This window comes from Paenibacillus apis (genome assembly GCF_018333295.1).
In the GTDB taxonomy this organism is placed as follows: domain Bacteria; phylum Bacillota; class Bacilli; order Paenibacillales; family Paenibacillaceae; genus Fontibacillus; species Fontibacillus antibioticophila.
This window is the reverse complement of the sequence record NZ_BORS01000009.1, coordinates 1-17,416: the sequence shown is the minus strand read 5'-3', so window position 1 is coordinate 17,416 and position 17,416 is coordinate 1. Positions and strand designations below refer to the sequence as shown.

14 protein-coding genes are annotated in these 17,416 nt (G+C 50.6%); 8 read left to right on the top strand and 6 right to left on the bottom strand.

Annotation, left to right across the window (positions count from 1 at the left end; translation table 11 throughout):
• Positions 1–13: 13 nt before the first annotated feature.
• The 3 genes from KI362_RS13860 to ytaF form a co-directional block, all read right to left on the bottom strand.
• Entirely contained in the window at positions 14–367 is a 354-nt protein-coding gene (locus KI362_RS13860) for an NHLP leader peptide family RiPP precursor (RefSeq protein WP_306432839.1), read from the bottom strand.
• Positions 330–1,262, bottom strand: a complete 933-nt coding sequence (locus tag KI362_RS13855) for a hypothetical protein (protein WP_301627818.1) — start codon at positions 1,260–1,262, stop codon at positions 330–332. The genes KI362_RS13860 and KI362_RS13855 overlap by 38 nt, the downstream gene beginning before the upstream one ends.
• A 146-nt stretch (positions 1,263–1,408) precedes the next feature.
• Complete coding sequence (gene ytaF, locus KI362_RS13850; protein WP_374705666.1) at positions 1,409–2,056, bottom strand: sporulation membrane protein YtaF; 648 nt, start codon at positions 2,054–2,056, stop codon at positions 1,409–1,411.
• A gap of 89 nt (positions 2,057–2,145) precedes the next feature.
• Here ytaF and tatA point away from each other — a divergent pair, with 89 nt between their 5' ends.
• Entirely contained in the window at positions 2,146–2,346 is a 201-nt protein-coding gene (gene tatA, locus KI362_RS13845) for a twin-arginine translocase TatA/TatE family subunit (protein ID WP_301627814.1), read from the top strand.
• A gap of 88 nt (positions 2,347–2,434) precedes the next feature.
• On the opposite strand, the gene KI362_RS13840 is transcribed toward tatA, so the two are convergent.
• A complete protein-coding gene (locus KI362_RS13840; protein ID WP_374705665.1) occupies positions 2,435–3,373 on the bottom strand; it encodes an MraY family glycosyltransferase in 939 nt (312 codons plus the stop codon).
• A gap of 194 nt (positions 3,374–3,567) precedes the next feature.
• Between KI362_RS13840 and KI362_RS13835 the strand changes: the two genes are divergently transcribed.
• Positions 3,568–3,945: a DivIVA domain-containing protein gene (locus KI362_RS13835; protein WP_301627813.1), complete on the top strand. Its 378-nt coding sequence runs from the start codon at positions 3,568–3,570 to the stop codon at positions 3,943–3,945.
• Between the two features lie 289 nt (positions 3,946–4,234).
• Positions 4,235–4,699: a Dps family protein gene (locus tag KI362_RS13830; protein ID WP_301627811.1), complete on the top strand. Its 465-nt coding sequence runs from the start codon at positions 4,235–4,237 to the stop codon at positions 4,697–4,699.
• 75 nt (positions 4,700–4,774) lie between these two features.
• On the opposite strand, the gene KI362_RS13825 is transcribed toward KI362_RS13830, so the two are convergent.
• On the bottom strand, positions 4,775–6,472 hold the full coding sequence (locus tag KI362_RS13825; protein WP_301627809.1) for a methyl-accepting chemotaxis protein: 1,698 nt from the start codon (positions 6,470–6,472) through the stop codon (positions 4,775–4,777).
• 271 nt (positions 6,473–6,743) lie between these two features.
• On the opposite strand from KI362_RS13825, the gene KI362_RS13820 reads away from it, so the two are divergent.
• Positions 6,744–7,595 carry a cell wall hydrolase gene (locus KI362_RS13820; protein ID WP_301627808.1) on the top strand — a complete coding sequence of 284 codons (852 nt, stop codon included), beginning with the start codon at positions 6,744–6,746 and terminating at the stop codon, positions 7,593–7,595.
• On the opposite strand, the gene KI362_RS13815 is transcribed toward KI362_RS13820, so the two are convergent.
• A complete protein-coding gene (locus KI362_RS13815; RefSeq protein ID WP_301627806.1) occupies positions 7,586–8,782 on the bottom strand; it encodes an MGDG synthase family glycosyltransferase in 1,197 nt (398 codons plus the stop codon). The two genes, KI362_RS13820 and KI362_RS13815, sit on opposite strands and share 10 nt — an antisense overlap.
• Before the next feature lie 266 nt (positions 8,783–9,048).
• Between KI362_RS13815 and KI362_RS13810 the strand changes: the two genes are divergently transcribed.
• The 4 genes from KI362_RS13810 to KI362_RS13795 all read left to right on the top strand — a co-directional run bounded on the left by KI362_RS13810 (position 9,049) and on the right by KI362_RS13795 (position 17,326).
• Positions 9,049–9,636, top strand: coding sequence for a TetR/AcrR family transcriptional regulator (locus KI362_RS13810; RefSeq protein ID WP_212938775.1), 588 nt, complete (start codon positions 9,049–9,051; stop codon positions 9,634–9,636).
• Between the two features lie 94 nt (positions 9,637–9,730).
• Complete coding sequence (locus KI362_RS13805) at positions 9,731–11,923, top strand: YhgE/Pip family protein (RefSeq protein ID WP_301627802.1); 2,193 nt, start codon at positions 9,731–9,733, stop codon at positions 11,921–11,923.
• Between the two features lie 240 nt (positions 11,924–12,163).
• Positions 12,164–16,756 (top strand): glutamate synthase large subunit, encoded by a 4,593-nt coding sequence (gene gltB, locus KI362_RS13800; protein ID WP_301627801.1) that lies wholly within the window; start codon positions 12,164–12,166, stop codon positions 16,754–16,756.
• 207 nt (positions 16,757–16,963) lie between these two features.
• A complete protein-coding gene (locus KI362_RS13795; protein ID WP_301627800.1) occupies positions 16,964–17,326 on the top strand; it encodes a hypothetical protein in 363 nt (120 codons plus the stop codon).
• Positions 17,327–17,416 lie beyond the last annotated feature (90 nt).

Genomic DNA, 17,416 nt, shown 5'->3' with positions numbered 1-17,416 from the left:
TGCTCCCTTAATTCTAGTTACCCCAGATAAATTGCGGTTTGATGTCGGATTTAATCGCTTTGGAAGGGCTTGGCGGTAAAACGACGTAGAATTCGTCAGAATTCTCTTCAACAGCTTTAATCTTAATGTGTTCTGGTAGAGCTATTCCCAGTGCCTCTTGGATTGCTTCTCTAGGATTTGCAAGAAGCTTTGCCTTAAAACTAGGATCTTGCCACGCCTTTTCAATAACTTGTGATTGAAGAGCACTTGTTGTCATAAGATCACCCTTTCCATTAAAATGGTTATATTTTCCTATTAAGTATACCATAATACCCACTAATCTAGCAATATTAGATGTTTTTTGCGAGCCAGTACCCGAGTCCCCCATTGAGCAGCATACGTCTGTTATTTATGACCTCCTGCGCCCCTTCATTGAGGTTCCTGACCAGATCATGGTGAAAGTGATAGAGATCCGGCGCCAGGTTCTTGATGGCTTCGAGCGATTCGTGGTTGCGATTGGCCAGGGCTGACAGCTCGCTTAATACATCGTGGACCATCATGCCTTCTCTGATCTCCTCCGGAGAAGGGCGTGTTCCTGAGGGGAGGTTTAGTTGGGCTTGTACGACAGAGACCAGGGAATTATAGCTGCCTTGCTCAAGGTCTTTTTCCCAGTCCTCCCAATCATCCAGAAGCTGAAGCGTCACCAAGGCCGTGTCAACGGCTGACTCAAACATGTCAATCTCTTGCTCGCGCCCGCCAAGAATCATGGAGGCAGCCACGCTCAACTTAACCGGTGCTGCTTTATGCCCCAATCGCACCGGATTCTCATAGTAAAAGTCTGCAACTTTCTCGGTGGATACAGCAGCAGCCCATTCGGAGACATACTTTTTATAGTAGACCCAAAAGGGTGCCCGATCCTTCAGACATTCTTGATAAGCACTAATGAATTCAATGTGAATGAATTCTGCCAGTGTCAGCTGCTGCGATACGTCTGTATCCGGATCATCCATGCAGGCATCAACTAAATGAAAATACATCATCTTGAATAAGTTAGCTACCGCGATACGGCGGCATGTCTCCCGATCAATTCCGGCATAAGACTGAAGCCAGAACGGAAGTAAGTAGCATATGTAATTCTTGGAACGATGCTCCTTCAGCGCATGGAATTTGTCTAAATAATCTACAGCCTGCTTGCTAAAAGGAACGGGAAGCTGATACAGAATTGACTCAGCTTCGGAGAAGGCCAGGTCAAGCTCTTTTTCATAGTTTGAAAGCCATTTCAAGATATGAACCTCCTCTCTAAATTGGCCAGTCTGGAAATCTATAGGTGTAAGAATAGAATACCATGAATTCCGTTAAAACTTAAATTTGTATCCCTGCCCCAGATTCATAGAAGAAAAGAGCCTGCAGGAACAATCTCCTGGCGGGCTCAAAGGATTTGATGAATACCTATAAGAATAAGGAGTAATCCGGAGACGATGGTTGCTCGGCTTCCTAATTTATCGGCCGCATATTTCTCTCCCAGTCCGGCACAAAAGGCAAGCAGAAGATAGCTGAATACGCCGACAAATAATGAAGTGAGCCAGATGTTCAGATGAGTGATGCCTGCATTGAATCCGCCGGCAAGCGCGTTCATTGCAAGTGCTAGGCCAAGCAGAACAGACTCTCCGAGGCTTAATGTCTTTGAACTGTCTCGGTCGGCCTCCTCAGGGTTGCGGAGCAGCCGGGTTAACACAGAGGCATCCTGCTCTCTCATGGCCTGCTTCTTCTCCACATAGGGCTGAAGCAATACCCAGACTCCGACGGAGACAATGACAATGGTTCCGATCCATTGACCAATCCAGGGATGGATCCATATAGCTAGCCAATTTCCAAACATACCAGACAGTAATGTCGCGAGGAAAGAAATGAGAGCAATCATTAGGTTGGAGAACCAGGGGATGTGTATTTTTCGAACTCCATAAGCAATTCCGACTCCTGCATTATCCAGGTTAGAAGCCAATCCGATAATAATGGCAGCCAACAGGCTGAGCATATCCATGTATTTCGCTCCTTTGCAAGCTTGATGCCACAGCATATGCCCAGAAGCAGGAATTGGTTTCTTGTCGACGTTATCTGAATAGTGTAGTATAATTTTAACAAAAATATGGCGAAGAGGTGACAAACGTGCTTGAAAATTTGTTGCGACCTACTCACTTACTGTTACTGATTATTGCCGCATTGCTGTTATTTGGACCGAGCAAGCTTCCGGAATTGGGGCGAAGCTTTGGAACAATGCTTAAGGAATTCAAGAAGGGTGCACGCGGAGATGAGGATGAACAGAAATCGCAGGAAGTCCAGCCCGTGCAAGAGACAAACAAATCCTGACCGAAATAAAGACAGGATGTCCCGAAGCAGTTCTTCTGCTGGTTGGGGACATCCTGTTTTCTCTACGATGCGCCGTCCTAAGACCTGATCATCCTTGCAGGAGTAGAAGTATGATTGAAGAGAGACCCAGACAGGTGCTGATCAGATAGAGGAACATGACAGCCTGCTTGCCGCTTAAGCCTGCTCGAAGCAGGCGATAGTGGACCTGACTTGCATCTGCTTCATAGATGGCTTTCCCTTGCAGGAAGCGCCGGATTACGACAAATAAATTATCAAAAATCGGAACTCCGAGTGCAAGGACAGGAATGAATAACGACAAGACGGTGGCCTGCTTGAAGGCGCCATCCAGAGCAATTACGGCAAGGATAAAGCCCAGGAAGGTTGCCCCGGCATCGCCCATAAATATTTTCGCAGGCGGTTTGTTGTAACGTAAATAGGCAAGCGCCGCACCGATTAGCGTAATGGACAGCATTGCAGATGTCGTTTGTCCCTTGGTTAAGGCGACTATAAACAAGGTAGCCGCGGAGATCGCCGATAAGCCGCCGGCGAGGCCGTCCAGGCCGTCCGAGAAATTAATGACCGTAGTTACTCCGAAGATCCAGAGAATGGTCAGTATGAATTGCAGCCAGATCGGAAGCAGGACATAGTCGCCGCTAAATGGATTTACGAAGCCCGTAAAAGAAATCCCCGAGAAGAATACCAGTATCGCAGCCGAGACTTGAACGGCAAACTTCGGGAGAGCGGGAAAGTCCTTGCCCTTGGTCTTGTACCAATCATCCACAGTTCCAATGGCGAGCAATAACACTCCTCCCAAGAACAATGCTCCGGTCTCATAGGAGAAGTCTCTTGTCAGCAGCAAATAGGATGAAAAGAAGCCGATAAAGATGGCATAACTGGCAGTCAGCGGAATCGGCTTGCGATGCAGCTTGCGCTCGACATCCTCGCGAGGCTTGTCTACAAAGTCCAAGCGGAAGGCAAGTTTGCCAAGCGGCGGGATAAGTAAGTACACAATCAGGAACGATAGCAAGAACGAGTATAAGTATAAAATGATTAGTCACCACCACAAGCAAGTTTTTTAGCTAGCTCTATTATAAGAACATTTGGGAAAGTTGTCGAACACTCAAGTCGAACGCAAGGTCATAACATCGATAATCCGGCGTATTTATGGTACATTATATAAGGAATCAAGGAACCACATGCATTGGGTACGGAGGGATATATATGCAGGATGATTATGCACGCAAGCTGGAAGATCAGAAAGGCTTGTTCAAACAGCTTGGAATTAAATTAAATGCATTGACGATTCATGAGAAAGACTTTGATGTGAAGATGAGGGGCTATGAGAAGGAAGAGGTCGACCGCTTTCTTGATGATGTGATCGTGGACTATGAGCGTTTTTACGATATCATAACCGATCTGCTGGATAAATATAAAGAAATTCAGCGTCGCCAAGCCTCCTGGGAAGAAGAGAAGAAGGCGAATGCCATGCGCAAGCCAGCGCTCGACCCGACACAATCGGTGGACCGAAGAGTGGTTGAAGACGGTATACGTCAACTGGAGCGTAGTTTGGAGCAGCTAAAAATCCAGATTCGAGATTAAGGATACGTTATCAGTCCAATTTATGTATGCCGCAGCCCTGCGGTATTTTTTTTGCTATGCTATGTGGGAAATATCTGTGAATATGAATAGGGGCTGCCCAACAGGAGCAGACTTCATTATTGAAGATCCAGCGGACAACCCTTCTTCATAGGATGTTCATCTTTTAAAGATTGCACTTTCAAAAACAAAGTGATAAGATAAATACAGGATTTAGAATTAGTCTAAATTTAAAGAAATGATTCACTTAAAGAGCTGTTGAAAATGAAAACATGAATGGAGGATATTAATCATGACCAATCAAAGCTTGACTCAAAACGAAGTAGCGTTGGAGAGACATCTGAATCTTCAGATTGCTAACTGGACGGTAATGTATACAAAGCTCCACAATTTTCATTGGTATGTAACCGGAGGAAGCTTCTTCACCCTTCATGAAAAGTTCGAAGAGCTCTATAATGAAGCGGCAGGCTACATCGATGAAATCGCTGAACGTCTGCTCGCCATTGGCGGCAAGCCTGTAGCGACACTTCGCGAATCGCTTTCGATTGCGACTGTTGCCGAAGCAGTGGGTGGAGAATCTCCGCAAGCGATGGTAAGTGCCGTCATCGATGATTTCAAGAAGCTTGCTAATGAACTGAAGGAAGGAATGAATGCTGCGGAGGAAGCTCAAGATGAAGCTTCTGGCGATCTTTTGCTCGGCATTCTGACTTCAATTGAGAAGCATAACTGGATGCTGAGTGCATACTTGGGCAAATAATGATTCGGAACGCTAGCCGCATATTCCACGCCCCGCAATCGGCAGTAGTACCGTTTGCGGGGCGTTTCTCTATGTTCAGGACAGCTTGAACCGCTCGATCAGGGTATGAAGCTTCTCGGACAAGCCGGACAGGAAGTTCGCCGAAGTATCCACTTCCTGCATGGCTGCCAGCTGCTCTTGGGAAGCAGCGGAAATCGTCTGAGTCCCGTCTACGGTAGCATTGGCGAAATGAACGAGCTGCTCCATAGACTGAACCAGAAGCTGGGCATTCTGTGACAACTGATGGACGGTTTGACGTACCTCTTCTACTGCGGTTGCAGAGGATTGGTTGGATTGATAGATCACCTCGAATGAGCTTCCAGCCTTGTCGACTAAATCGGTTCCGAGCTTCACTTCCCGGGTAGCTTCACTCATTGTTTCTGTAGTAGCTTCCATTTGCTGAATAATCAGGTTAATCAGTTCACTGACCTGATAGGAAGAGGAAGCAGAGCGTTCCGCGAGCTTGCGGACGGAGTTCGCAACGACCGCAAAGCCCTTACCCTCTTCTCCGGCCCGAGCTGCTTCAATTGCGGCGTTCAGGGCAAGCAGGTTCGTCTCTGCGGCGATCCCGGTAATCACATCAACAATGCTTTGAATTTCCTTGGAATGGCCGCTGAGCTTATCGATGCTGGAGGCCAGTGTTGTAATCTTGTGATCGATTTTATTCATTTGGGTGACGCCAAGCTGCATGGAGGTAGCGCCCTCCTTGGAGGCTAGGGCAGATACATTAGCTTCATTGGAGACACTGTCGACCTTGCTTACAATCCGTTCAATGAAATTGGACATTCCCTGGAGCGCTGAAGAGCTCTTCTCCAGACTCTGAAGCTGAGTCTCTGCGCCGTCCGCCAAATCTTGAATAATATGTACCGTCTGCTCTCCGGCTTGTCCGGTCTCTTCAGCACTGGCAGACAGCTGCTCCGAGGAAGCAGCGACCTGCATCGAGGTCTCATTAACTTCTGAAATAAGCTGGCGAAGGTTAGAGGTCATATGGGCGAAATCCCTTGATAATTTACCGATCTCATCCTTGCTTGCGAGCGGCGGCTCATTCAGAGACAGATCGCCTTCGGCAACCCGATTGACGCTGAGCGACAGCTTCTCCAATGGACGAACCATGCGGTGGATAAATATGTAGGTGACGATGATCGCCAGCAAAAATACTCCGCCGCCAATGGCAAACGGCAAGGCAATGATCTCCCAGGTTCGTTCCTGAATGATCGATGCGTCAAAGTTAATTACCATGAGGCCTACAATTTCCTTCGTATGATCATGATCCTGGTAGATTGGACCGTATCCGCTGAGAAGATCGGCACCTTCGAAGGAGTAGATTTTGGTGTATACGGAATGCTTGGTGCTCTGAATGGCCTCGCGATCTGCTTCATTAAAATAAAAAGCATCCCCGGCTTGATAACCGCGGGATTTCAGATTCTGGTCGGCGGCAAGGATTGTCCCATCAAGCGACATGATGAATACTTCCTTGAACAGTGACTTATGATCCACCGTCCAGTTAAGCCGCTCTTCCAGAGCCGCAAGTCCGCTGTTGTCTCCTTGGGCAAGGCCGGCAATGACGGCCGGATCAACGAGACCGGTTGTAATATTCGCACAACCGACAGTCTCAATACCGACTGACTCTTCAACTTGACGATAAGCCGTCTTGTAGCTGAAAAAGCCGATTAGTACGCTGACTAATATTAGAACGGCAATGATTCCTGATGTTATTTTTCTAGCAAATCCCATGTGGACTATCCCCAGTCATATAAGATATGGTACTAAATGCTACATGCATCATTATATATAGGATGTGATATGAGCAAAATGGACTATATTAAGGTTCTGTGTCGAAAAATCGAACAATGATTATATTATCCACGAACTTGACATGATGGGTAAGAAGAATGTAAAACAGAATAGTTAACTTCTTGGATGAAGTATTCAAAAGTTAATATTGCGGTTACATAAAAAAGAGAGATAGAAAGATATAGGATAGTTGTAGGAGGTCTAGTTTGAAATGCAAATTTTTCGACAAAATTCTTATGTCGCTTTATTACTTGGCGTGATATTGGTAGGAGCAGGATCCATCTGCTTGCTGGGAGAAGATGAAGCTGTGCCGGAAAAGGAAAGGACTTTGGAGTCCGGCTCGGTTCATATTTTAGTTCCTGCAAGTCTGCAGGCTCTGCCAGCCAAAGAAGAACCAAGTCTATTAGTAGAGAGGCCTATGCAAGGAGATAGCAGTGCGGAGCACGCGTTGTCCTTTATGCCTCATCTGATTACCCTTGAACTGAAGGGGATAACAGAGGAGGAGATAGGGATCAGTCATTGTGTCATGCTCGAGGAAATGAACAGGGAACGAATATTGCTGCAACAAAATAATAACAAATCCCTGCAGAATGGCGAAGAGATATCTCAGCCTGCAGGTCCCCCCGACAAATTATTCTTCACCCGAACCGAGCTGCTGAGTCCAGCTGAGCAGAAGGATGCTCAATGGAGCTACGCTCTGGTTGATGAAGAACTGCTGCTGCTGCAGAAAATCGTCATGGCAGAGGCAGAGGCAGAGCCGTACGAGGGCAAGATTGCGGTTACAAACGTAATTTTGAACCGGCTACGGTCAGCTAATTTCCCCGACACTATCAAAGAAGTAATCTATCAAAAATCTCAATTCAGTCCGGTTCATAATGGAAGACTGAAAAGAGTTACAGCGGATGAGGAGACAATTGCAGCGGTTAATGAAGCGTTGAACGGTAGAAAGGAAGTTACCGACGATACGTATTATTTCCTGTCCTTGAAGCTGGCTAGCGATCTGACGATCGCCAAAACCAAGGATGAAGCAAAAGCCATCGGTAACCATACCTTCTATAAATAAGCCTGACTGAGGCTCAGTTCCTGCGTCCCGGGCATTAGAATGCCTGCAATTTGCCTGATGCAAAGATCCGGGCGATACGGGGAAGGCATCGTACTGCGGGAGGTGAATTTGCAGATTTCCGCCATAGGACTGCCGCCTTCTTGACGTGCTCCAAAGCAGGCCTGAGCGAGCAACTGATCCAGCAAATCCGTGGAGGACAAGGCAAGACCATAACCGTTTTTGACAAAATACTCCTGGTTCTTCAGCTCTTGTCCCGGGATGGAGTCATAGAACAACATGGGTAATCTTTTAGCCATGCTCTCGGTGCAGGTCATACCTCCCGCCTTGGTCACCAGCAGATCGGAGGCATCCATCCACTTACTGATTTCTGTGGTGAAGCCAAGCACCCGAATATGGGGATGCTGCAGCTCCGTAAGACGGTTCAGCCTTGCGGCTAATTTGTCATTGCTGCCGGTGCAGCAGATAAACTGAACGTGCTCCCTCCAAGCGGAGATGGTCTTGATTAATGCCTCGTTATACAGCAGCCCCCAGCCCCCTCCCATCATCATTACCGTAGGCAGATCTGCCAATTCCAGTTGACTCCGGACCAGACCCTTATCTTGCTTGGTCCAAAAATCGGGGTGTACGGGGATGCCTGTCACCTGAATGGCTTCACTACGTACTCCGCGCTGCATAAGCAGGCTCCGGACTTCCGGCGTGGAGACAAAATAACAATCGACGCCGGGATGAATCCAGGAGGAGTGGGCATCATAATCTGTAATCAAAGTGTACATCGGGATCTCCAGCCCGGACTCCTTCAAGCGTGAGACGATCGCACATGGAATCGGATGGGTACATATAATGAAATCCGGCTTCAGCTCTTGGATGGTCTGGTAGGCCTGGCTGTAAAATAATTTATGTAGGGCTAATACAGAAAATCCGCCCAGCGGTTTCTCATACTGATTGCGATATAGCTTGCCGATCATTCCGGGGTTAGTAGAGATCGCAGTCCGATATGCTGCATGAATCATCGGTGCGATTCTTGGGTTTAGGAAGGAACCCAGTTCAAGCACCCTTGCCTGAATGCGCGAATCCGTTATTTCCAAGCCGGCGGCAAGTGCATGAGCGGCTTGCGTATGTCCGCAGCCAAAGCCTTCCGAAAGGATCAGCACGGTTTGCTTCTTAAGCATAGATATCACCTGCATCATTCAAACTGGATTTGCGGAGTAAGGAATCATCCGCATTTCCAGTTTATTTTTTTGTTGGGAAATGGTACAGAGTCTGCGGGCGGGTCACAGGCTGGACTAAAGTCGGGGATTAAGCAAAGGCTGATCACGAGTGAAAACTGAAATGAAACTTGCATGAAATACCACTTGCAAATGAGATATAGGCGTGTTAAAGTGATTTATGACCAAATGACCAAAATTGATTTTTAGTCATTTTGATGTTTTATCTTGATTGGGAGGTGCCGATTATGGCTGTAGTAGATCGAAGGAGACTGGTCGTTGAAGCTGCTGAGAAATCGTTCGCATTATTCGGATATAAAGCGACGACGATGGACCAGGTCGCCAAAATCGCAAATGTCGCCAAAGGGACAATCTACACTTTTTTTACGAATAAGGAAGAGCTGTTCGATGAGATTCTTCGCTCTGTCATTCTGGATATGCGGCGGATCGCAGAGGAAGAGTTGCGGGATGACCGAACCTTCTTCGATAACCTGTACCATACGGTCGATAAATTGCTGGAATATCGGGCTCAGCACAATCTGCTGATCAAGTTGTTCCAGGAGGTCCGTGATTTCGGGACACCCAAGGCGCGTGAAGGTCTTGAGACGATCGAGCATGCCATTCTGGATTATCTCGAGAAGCAGGTGACGCGGGCGATGCAGCGCAACGAAGTATCAGGGCTGGACCCCAAGGTGGTATCCTTTGTCCTGATGAAGCTGTATATTGCCCTCACTTCCGATTGGAACAAAATCCATGAGCCGCTAAGCAAGGAGCAGATTAAAGAATTCGTTCAGCGATTTGTTGCAGGCGGCTTGTCTCCGGAGAAGTCATTGTGAGCATATTTCACATGCAGACCCCGATTACAATCATTAGTTCAAACTTATATAGTTAGTAAATTAGAGAGAGCAATACTAAGGAGAGAAGATCAACATGAAGTCAGTCTCAGTATTTTTTCAAGACATGGTCAATTCCTTCAAGAAACCGAAGGTCATTATACCGATCATTGTCGTCCTATTTATTCCCGTACTGTATAGCGGAATGTTCCTGAAGGCATTTTGGGATCCCTATGGCAAGATGAATGAGATTCCGGTAGCCGTTGTCAATGAGGATGCAGGCGCTGAGTTCGACGGGCAATCGCTGCAGGTTGGCGATGAACTGGTAGATGAGCTCAGGAAGGGGAATGATTTTGCCTGGGACTTTGTGACTCGCGAGCAAGCGGAAGAGGGGATGAGGTCCAATAAATACTATATGACCATCGTCATTCCGGATAACTTCTCATCACAGGCAACGACGCTGATGGATGAGAATCCGCAGCCGGCCGAATTGCTGTATGAGCCGAATGAAGGCTACAATTTCCTGGCAGCACAGATTGGCGGCACCGCAGTGAAGGAGATCAAATCCAAGGTATCCGCCAAGGTTACGGAGGCATATACAGAGACCTTGCTGGATCAGGTGGAGCAAATTTCCGGTGGCCTAGGCGAGGCAGGCAGCGGTGCGTCCAAGATCAACGAAGGGGCAGTCAAGCTGGACGACGGCGCCGAGAAGCTGAAGAAGAATCTGGCAAAGCTCGCAGAGGGAACAGCACAGCTGAGCCAGGGGATCTCCCCGCTTCAGCAAGGAGCCTCCAGCCTGAATCAAGGGGCAACAGAGCTGAGTACAGGAGCGGCTTCCCTGAACAGCGGCCTCCAGCAACTGTCCACGGCTCATAAGCAATTGGCGGATGGGGCTGCAAAGGCACAGCAGGGCGGCGCTCAATTGGAGCAGGGACTTAAGGCTTCCGCACAAGGTGCAGAGCAGCTTCACTCCGGACTTACAGCTGCAGAGGCAGGCAGTGCCTCACTGGTTGCCGGATTGCAATCCTCAGTAGAAGGAAGCAATAAGGTGGCTGAAGGCGCACAAGGAGTTGCTCAGGGACTGGAGCAACTGGTGCAGGCAAATCCGGAGCTGGCTAAGAATCCGATGGTGCAACAGCTGGTAACTGCCAGCAAAGCGGTAGCTCAGGGCAGTACCCAGCTTGCCCAAGGCCAGGCACAGCTGCTCTCTGGCGGACAGGAGCTGCACGCTGCAGGGCAGCAATTACTACAAGGCAGTGAACAGCTTGTACAAGGGCAACAGCAGCTAGTACAAGGCGCAAGTCAGCTCACGGCAGGTCAGACTCAATTGGTTGATGGGATGAGCCTGTTTGACAGCAAGCTGACTGAAGCTGCTGCAGGCAGTAATGTGCTGGCGCAAGGCGCGAGCAAGCTGAGTGCGGGCGCCGGGCAGATTGCAGGAGGTATGGGGCAGCTGTCAGGCGGTGTATCGACCTTGGCTAACGGCTCCAAGCAATTGGATGCCGGAGCCGGAGAGATCAAGAGCGGCATGGATCAGCTGGCTGAGGGATCGGAAGAATTGGCTGCTAAGCTGAATGATGCGGCAGATCAGACCTCCAGCGTCAAGAAATCGGATGCGCTGGTGAATATGTATGCTGAGCCGATTACGATTCAAGAAGAGAAGGTTAGCGAGGTGCCTAACTATGGCACCGGCTTTGCCCCTTACTTCTTGTCCTTGGGGTTATTCGTGGGAGCTTTGATCTCTACGCTGGTTGTTCCGCTGCGCGCTTCAACGGTAGCTGGGGCGAGCGGGTGGAATCGGTTCGTTAGCCGTACCTTTTCCTTTACGGGCATGAGTCTGGTGCAGTCCTTGCTGGCTGCTGCACTGGCCCTGTATGGCCTGGGACTTGAGGTAACGAACATCCCGTTATTTTATCTGTTCAGCTTCATTACCAGTCTAAGCTATATGTTTATTATCCAGGCTTTGGTTACCTGGTTGGATAATCCTGGCCGCTTCCTGGCCATCCTGATGCTGATCTTCCAACTGACCACATCGGCCGGTACCTTCCCGCTGGAGCTGATTCCGAACTGGATGAAGGTATTCAATCCATTACTGCCAATGACATATAGTGTCAAAGGCTATAAGGCCGTTATTTCCATTGGAGACATGGGCAGTGTATGGCAGCAAGCAGGAATTTTGTGTATGTATGCATTCTGCTTCCTAGCCATTACGTTGGTCTACTTCCTGACCCATAGCAAGAATGAGGATCGGCGTGAAAGTACAAATGTGGATATGGCTCTGCAGGCATAGTCCGCATCGCATGTCCTGAACTGAGTCCGTTTCCCCGGAGGCTTCCGGGGGACGGACTTTTGTCATTTATAAGGATTTTTGTCCCTAATCGCCAATAAAATCCTGAAAAAAATCAAGTTTAGTGCAAAAGAAAGAGAAGATAGTGCAAAAACACCGCAACCATTTTCCGTTAGAATAAAAATACTAACATTACCTGTCGTTTATTTAGGATATTTTATCTATAGAAAGGTTGCGCTGATCATGAAACATACCGTTATACCACCAAAGCAAGGACTCTACGATCCCGCATTTGAAAAGGATGCTTGCGGCATGGGCTTCGTTGCTCATATTAAAGGCAAGTCATCGCATGATATCGTTGCTCAGGCGCTTACCATGCTGGCCAATATGGAACATCGCGGCGGTCAGGGCAGTGAGCCGAATTCCGGTGACGGCGCAGGTATTTTACTGCAAATCCCTCACCGATTTCTGCAATCAGAAGCCGAGAAGCTGGGCTATCCATTGCCCGCCCCCGGCTATTACGGGGTAGGGATGCTGTTTCTGCCTCAGGACGAAGAAGTACGGCAGCAACAAGAACGTGAGCTTGCACGAATTATCGAAGAGGAAGGACAGCGTCTGATCGGTTTCCGTACGGTGCCGACAGAAGATCATATGCTTGGCAAATCCGCCCGTGAGGCAAAGCCGTTCGTCCGGCAAGTATTTATTGAGCGCAGTGCTGGTATAGGCTCGGAGCTGGATTTCGAGCGGAAGCTGTATGTCATCCGGCGTCGTGCCGAGCAGGCGATACGTTATAGCGGTCTGAAGGAAGGAGATGCCTTCTATGTATCCAGTCTGTCCTGCCGCAAAGTTGTCTACAAGGGAATGCTTACAACCGAACAAGTAGGGCAGTTTTACCTGGATCTGAACAATGAACTGCTTGAATCAGCCATTGCGATGGTGCACTCCCGGTTCAGCACGAATACTTTTCCAAGCTGGGAACGCGCCCACCCCTACCGCTTCATGATTCATAACGGCGAGATTAACACCCTTCGGGGCAACGTCAACTGGATGCGAGCACGCCAGTCCTTGTTCGAGACGGAAACCTTTGGAGGCGATCTGGAAAAGGTAAAGCCTGTTATCAATCCGGATGGATCGGATACAGCGATGTTTGATAATACCTTCGAGTTCCTCTACTTGAGCGGACGTTCGTTGCCGCATGTAGCCATGATGATGGTGCCTGAACCTTGGAGCAATCACGCGGAGATGGATGAGGATAAAAAGGCGTTCTATGAATACCACAGTACATTGATGGAGCCGTGGGATGGACCGGCAGCCATGGGCTTCACCGACGGTGTGCAGATTGGCGCCATTCTGGACCGCAACGGTCTGCGTCCCTCCCGGTATTACGTGACAAAGAACGATTTGATTGTGTTGTCGTCGGAGGTAGGGGTACTGGATATCCCTGCGGAGGAGGTCCTGTACAAGGATCGTCTTCGTCCGGGACGGATGCTGCTGGTGGATACCAAGGAGGGGCGGATCATCTCCGACGAAGAGGTCAAGGCCTCGATCGCCAAGGAGAACCCGTATCAGGAGTGGCTGAACGAGCATATGCTGTCGCTTGAGGATTTGCCTGAAGCCCCAGAGCTTCCGGACGAACGCGGCGACGATATTTCACAGAGGCAAATGGCCTTTGGCTATACCTTTGAGGATCTGCGCAAGGTGTTTGAACCGATGGCGCTTACGGGCTCGGAAGGCATTGTCTCGATGGGCTACGACGCTCCGTTGGCCGTGCTCTCGGAGCAGCCCCAGCGGCTGTATAACTATTTCAAACAGATGTTTGCGCAAGTCACGAATCCGCCGATTGATGCGATCCGCGAAGAGCTGGTTACCTCGACGGCGACCATGATCGGGGCGGAGCGGAACCTGTTGAAGCCAGAGCCTGAGAGCTGCCGTCAAATCCGTCTGGAAGCTCCGATTCTGTCCAATGAGGATTTTGCCAAGCTGCGGCATATCCGCCGTCCCGGCTTCAAGGCTGCCACGATTCCGATTTTGTTTGAAGCAGGTCGCGGTGCAGAAGGACTGCGTGAAGCGCTGGATACGCTCTGTGAGGCTGCTGACCGTGTTATCTCGAAGGGACATAATGTAATCATTCTGTCTGACCGCGGGGTGGGTGCGGAGAATGCGGCCATTCCGGCTCTGCTTGCGGTATCGTGTCTGCATCACCATTTGATTCATGAGGAGACGCGGACAAAGGTAGCCTTGCTTCTGGAATCAGGCGAGCCACGGGAGGTGCACCACTTTGCCCTGCTGCTTGGGTATGGCGTGAGTGCCGTGAATCCTTATCTGGCCTTCGAGACGCTGGACGATATGATCCGGCAAGGCTTGCTGCAAGGAGTTACGCTGCAAAAGGCCGTTTACAATTACATCAAGGCGGCAACGAAAGGCGTCATAAAGACCTTGTCCAAAATGGGGATCTCAACGATTCAATCCTATCGGGGAGCTCAAATTTTCGAGGCGGTTGGCTTGCGCGAGGAGTTTGTGGACCGTTACTTTACCTGGACACCGTCCCGGATCGGAGGTATCGGGCTTGAAGAGGTCGCCGTCGAGACGCTGGCCCATCATCGCCGTGCCTTCAACCATCTGGATGGGGATAAGGTGCTCGATTCTATTGGAGAGTACCAGTGGCGGAGCGACGGGGAGGAGCATCTGTTCAATCCGCAGACGGTTCACCTGCTTCAGCAGGCTGTGCGGACCGGAGATTACGGGACGTATAAAAAGTTTACGAGCCTTGTGCTGGGAGAACATGAAAAGTTCCTCACGCTTCGTTCTTTGCTGGAGCTGAAACCGGCAGGACCGAAGGTGCCGCTGGAGGAGGTTGAGCCGGCTTCTTCGATTATGCGCCGCTTCAAGACCGGGGCCATGTCCTTTGGCTCGATCAGCAAGGAAGCCCACGAGACGATTGCCATCGCAATGAACCGGATCGGCGGTAAGAGCAATACGGGGGAAGGCGGAGAGGACCCGGCCCGGTATGTTCCGGATGCCAACGGGGATCTGCGCCGCAGTGCGATCAAGCAGGTTGCTTCCGGACGCTTCGGCGTAACCTCCAACTACCTGGTCAATGCGGATGAGATTCAAATCAAGATGGCTCAGGGCGCCAAGCCGGGCGAAGGCGGGCAACTGCCGGGCCGCAAGGTATATCCCTGGGTGGCTGAGGTTCGCGGATCGACACCGGGTGTAGGCTTGATATCCCCGCCGCCGCATCATGATATTTATTCCATCGAAGACCTGGCTGAGCTGATTTATGATTTGAAGAATGCGAATCCGCGGGCAAGAATCAATGTGAAGCTGGTCTCGGAGGCCGGCGTTGGCACGATTGCGGCCGGCGTGGCCAAGGGACGCGCGGATGTTATTCTGATCAGCGGTTATGACGGCGGCACAGGAGCCTCGCCGCAGAGCTCGATCCGCCACGCGGGGCTTCCTTGGGAGCTTGGGCTGGCCGAGACGCATCAGACGCTGATGCTTAATCACCTGCGCGACCGGGTTGTGCTGGAGACGGACGGCAAGATGCTTACGGGACGCGACCTCGCCGTAGCCGCCCTGCTTGGAGCTGAGGAGTATGGCTTCTCCACAGCGCCGCTTGTAGCGGTTGGATGTATTATGATGCGCGTATGCCAATTGGATACTTGCCCGGTAGGGGTAGCTACGCAAAATCCTGAGCTTCGCAAGAATTTCACCGGAGATCCGCAGCATGTGGTCAACTTCATGACCTTTGTGGCAGAGGATCTGCGCGAATGGATGGCAGAGCTCGGCTTCCGCAGCCTGGATGAAATGATCGGGCGGACGGACTGCCTGGACACCTTCAAGGCAGTCGACCATTGGAAGAAGAAGGGCGTGGATCTGACGGCTCTGCTGCACATGCCGGAAGTGCCGGAAGGCAGCGTTCGTTATTGCACACGCCAGCAGAATCACGGGCTGGAGGAGACGCTGGACGTGACGGCACTGTTGAGTCTGGCGGAGCCGGCACTGGAGCGCGGCGAGGCGGTTAATGCTGTGCTGCCGATCTGCAACGTGAACCGGGCGACAGGGACGATCCTGGGCAGCGAAGTGACCCGCAAATACGGTGCGGCCGGTCTGCCGGAGGATACGATTGCGTTCCGGTTCGAGGGATCGGCGGGGCAAAGCTTTGGCGCCTTCGTGCCGAAGGGGATGTCGCTGACGGTGGAAGGCGATGCCAATGATTACACCGGCAAGGGCTTGTCGGGCGGCAAGATCATTGTGAAGCCTTCACCGCGTGCCACGTTCGCCGCTGAAGAGAACATCATCGTAGGTAATACATCTTTCTACGGTGCGACCGGCGGGGAAGCGTACATTCGCGGTATTGCCGGGGAGCGGTTCGCGGTCCGGAACTCCGGCGCGGACATCGTCGTGGAGGGCGTCGGCGACCATGGCTGCGAGTACATGACAGGCGGCCGGGTCGTAGTGCTCGGCGGTACGGGCCGTAACTTTGCGGCCGGGATGTCCGGCGGGATCGCCTATGTGCTTGATGTGCAAGGCGATTTCGTGAAGCGGTGCAACCTTGAGATGGTGCTGCTTGAGCCGGTTAGCGAGCCAGCTGAGGTGGAGCAGCTTCGCACGCTGATCAGCCGCCATACGCTCTACACCGAGAGCGCCGCCGGGCGGCGTGTGCTGGACAACTGGAGCGAGCTGCTGCCGCGTTTTGTCCGCGTTATTCCGAAGGATTACAAGCGGATGCTGGAGCAGATCAGCAAGGTTGAGGCCGCAGGGCTGCAGGGCGAAGCTGCCTTGCTGGCAGCCTTTGAAGCCAACACACGCGAGTTGGCTGGATCCGGCAACTAGCGGCAGCTTTAGGGCCGCTGAGAGCCGCTAGGGCCACTAGAGCAACTGAGAGACTATGGCCGGCCACTGAGAGCCACTAGAGCAACTGAGAGCCACTAGGCCCAGAGCCACTAGAGCCACTGGCATCATCGCTTGCTCGCTCGCGAGAAGATCTAGGGGCTAGCCCTGGTCGGCCGGGCACTCGTGCGTTGGGAGCTCATGTGACGATTGGCGATTATAGTGCAGAAAGTCATTAAAAATGCTGATGTAGTCGCTCGTTCGGCGATTATAGTGCAGAAAGTCATTAAAAATGCTGATGTGGTCGCTCGTATGGCGATTATAGTGCAGAAAGTCATTAAAAATGCTGATGTGGTCGCTCGTATGGCGATTATAGTGCAGAAAGTCATTAAAAATGCTGATGTGGTCGCTCGTTCGGCGATTATAGTGCAGAAAGTCATTAAAAATGCTGATGTGGTCGCTCGTATGGCGATTATAGTGCAGAAAGTCATTAAAAATGCTGATGTGGTCGCTCGTATGGAAATTATAGTGCAGAATGCGTCTAGAATAAAAAGTGGACACAGCGTTAAGTGACCCCAATAATATACTTAACGATGAAAGAGGTGTCCGCTATGGGAGAGCAGCGTCAGCGCTACAATGAAGAATTTAAAATGCAAGCTGTGA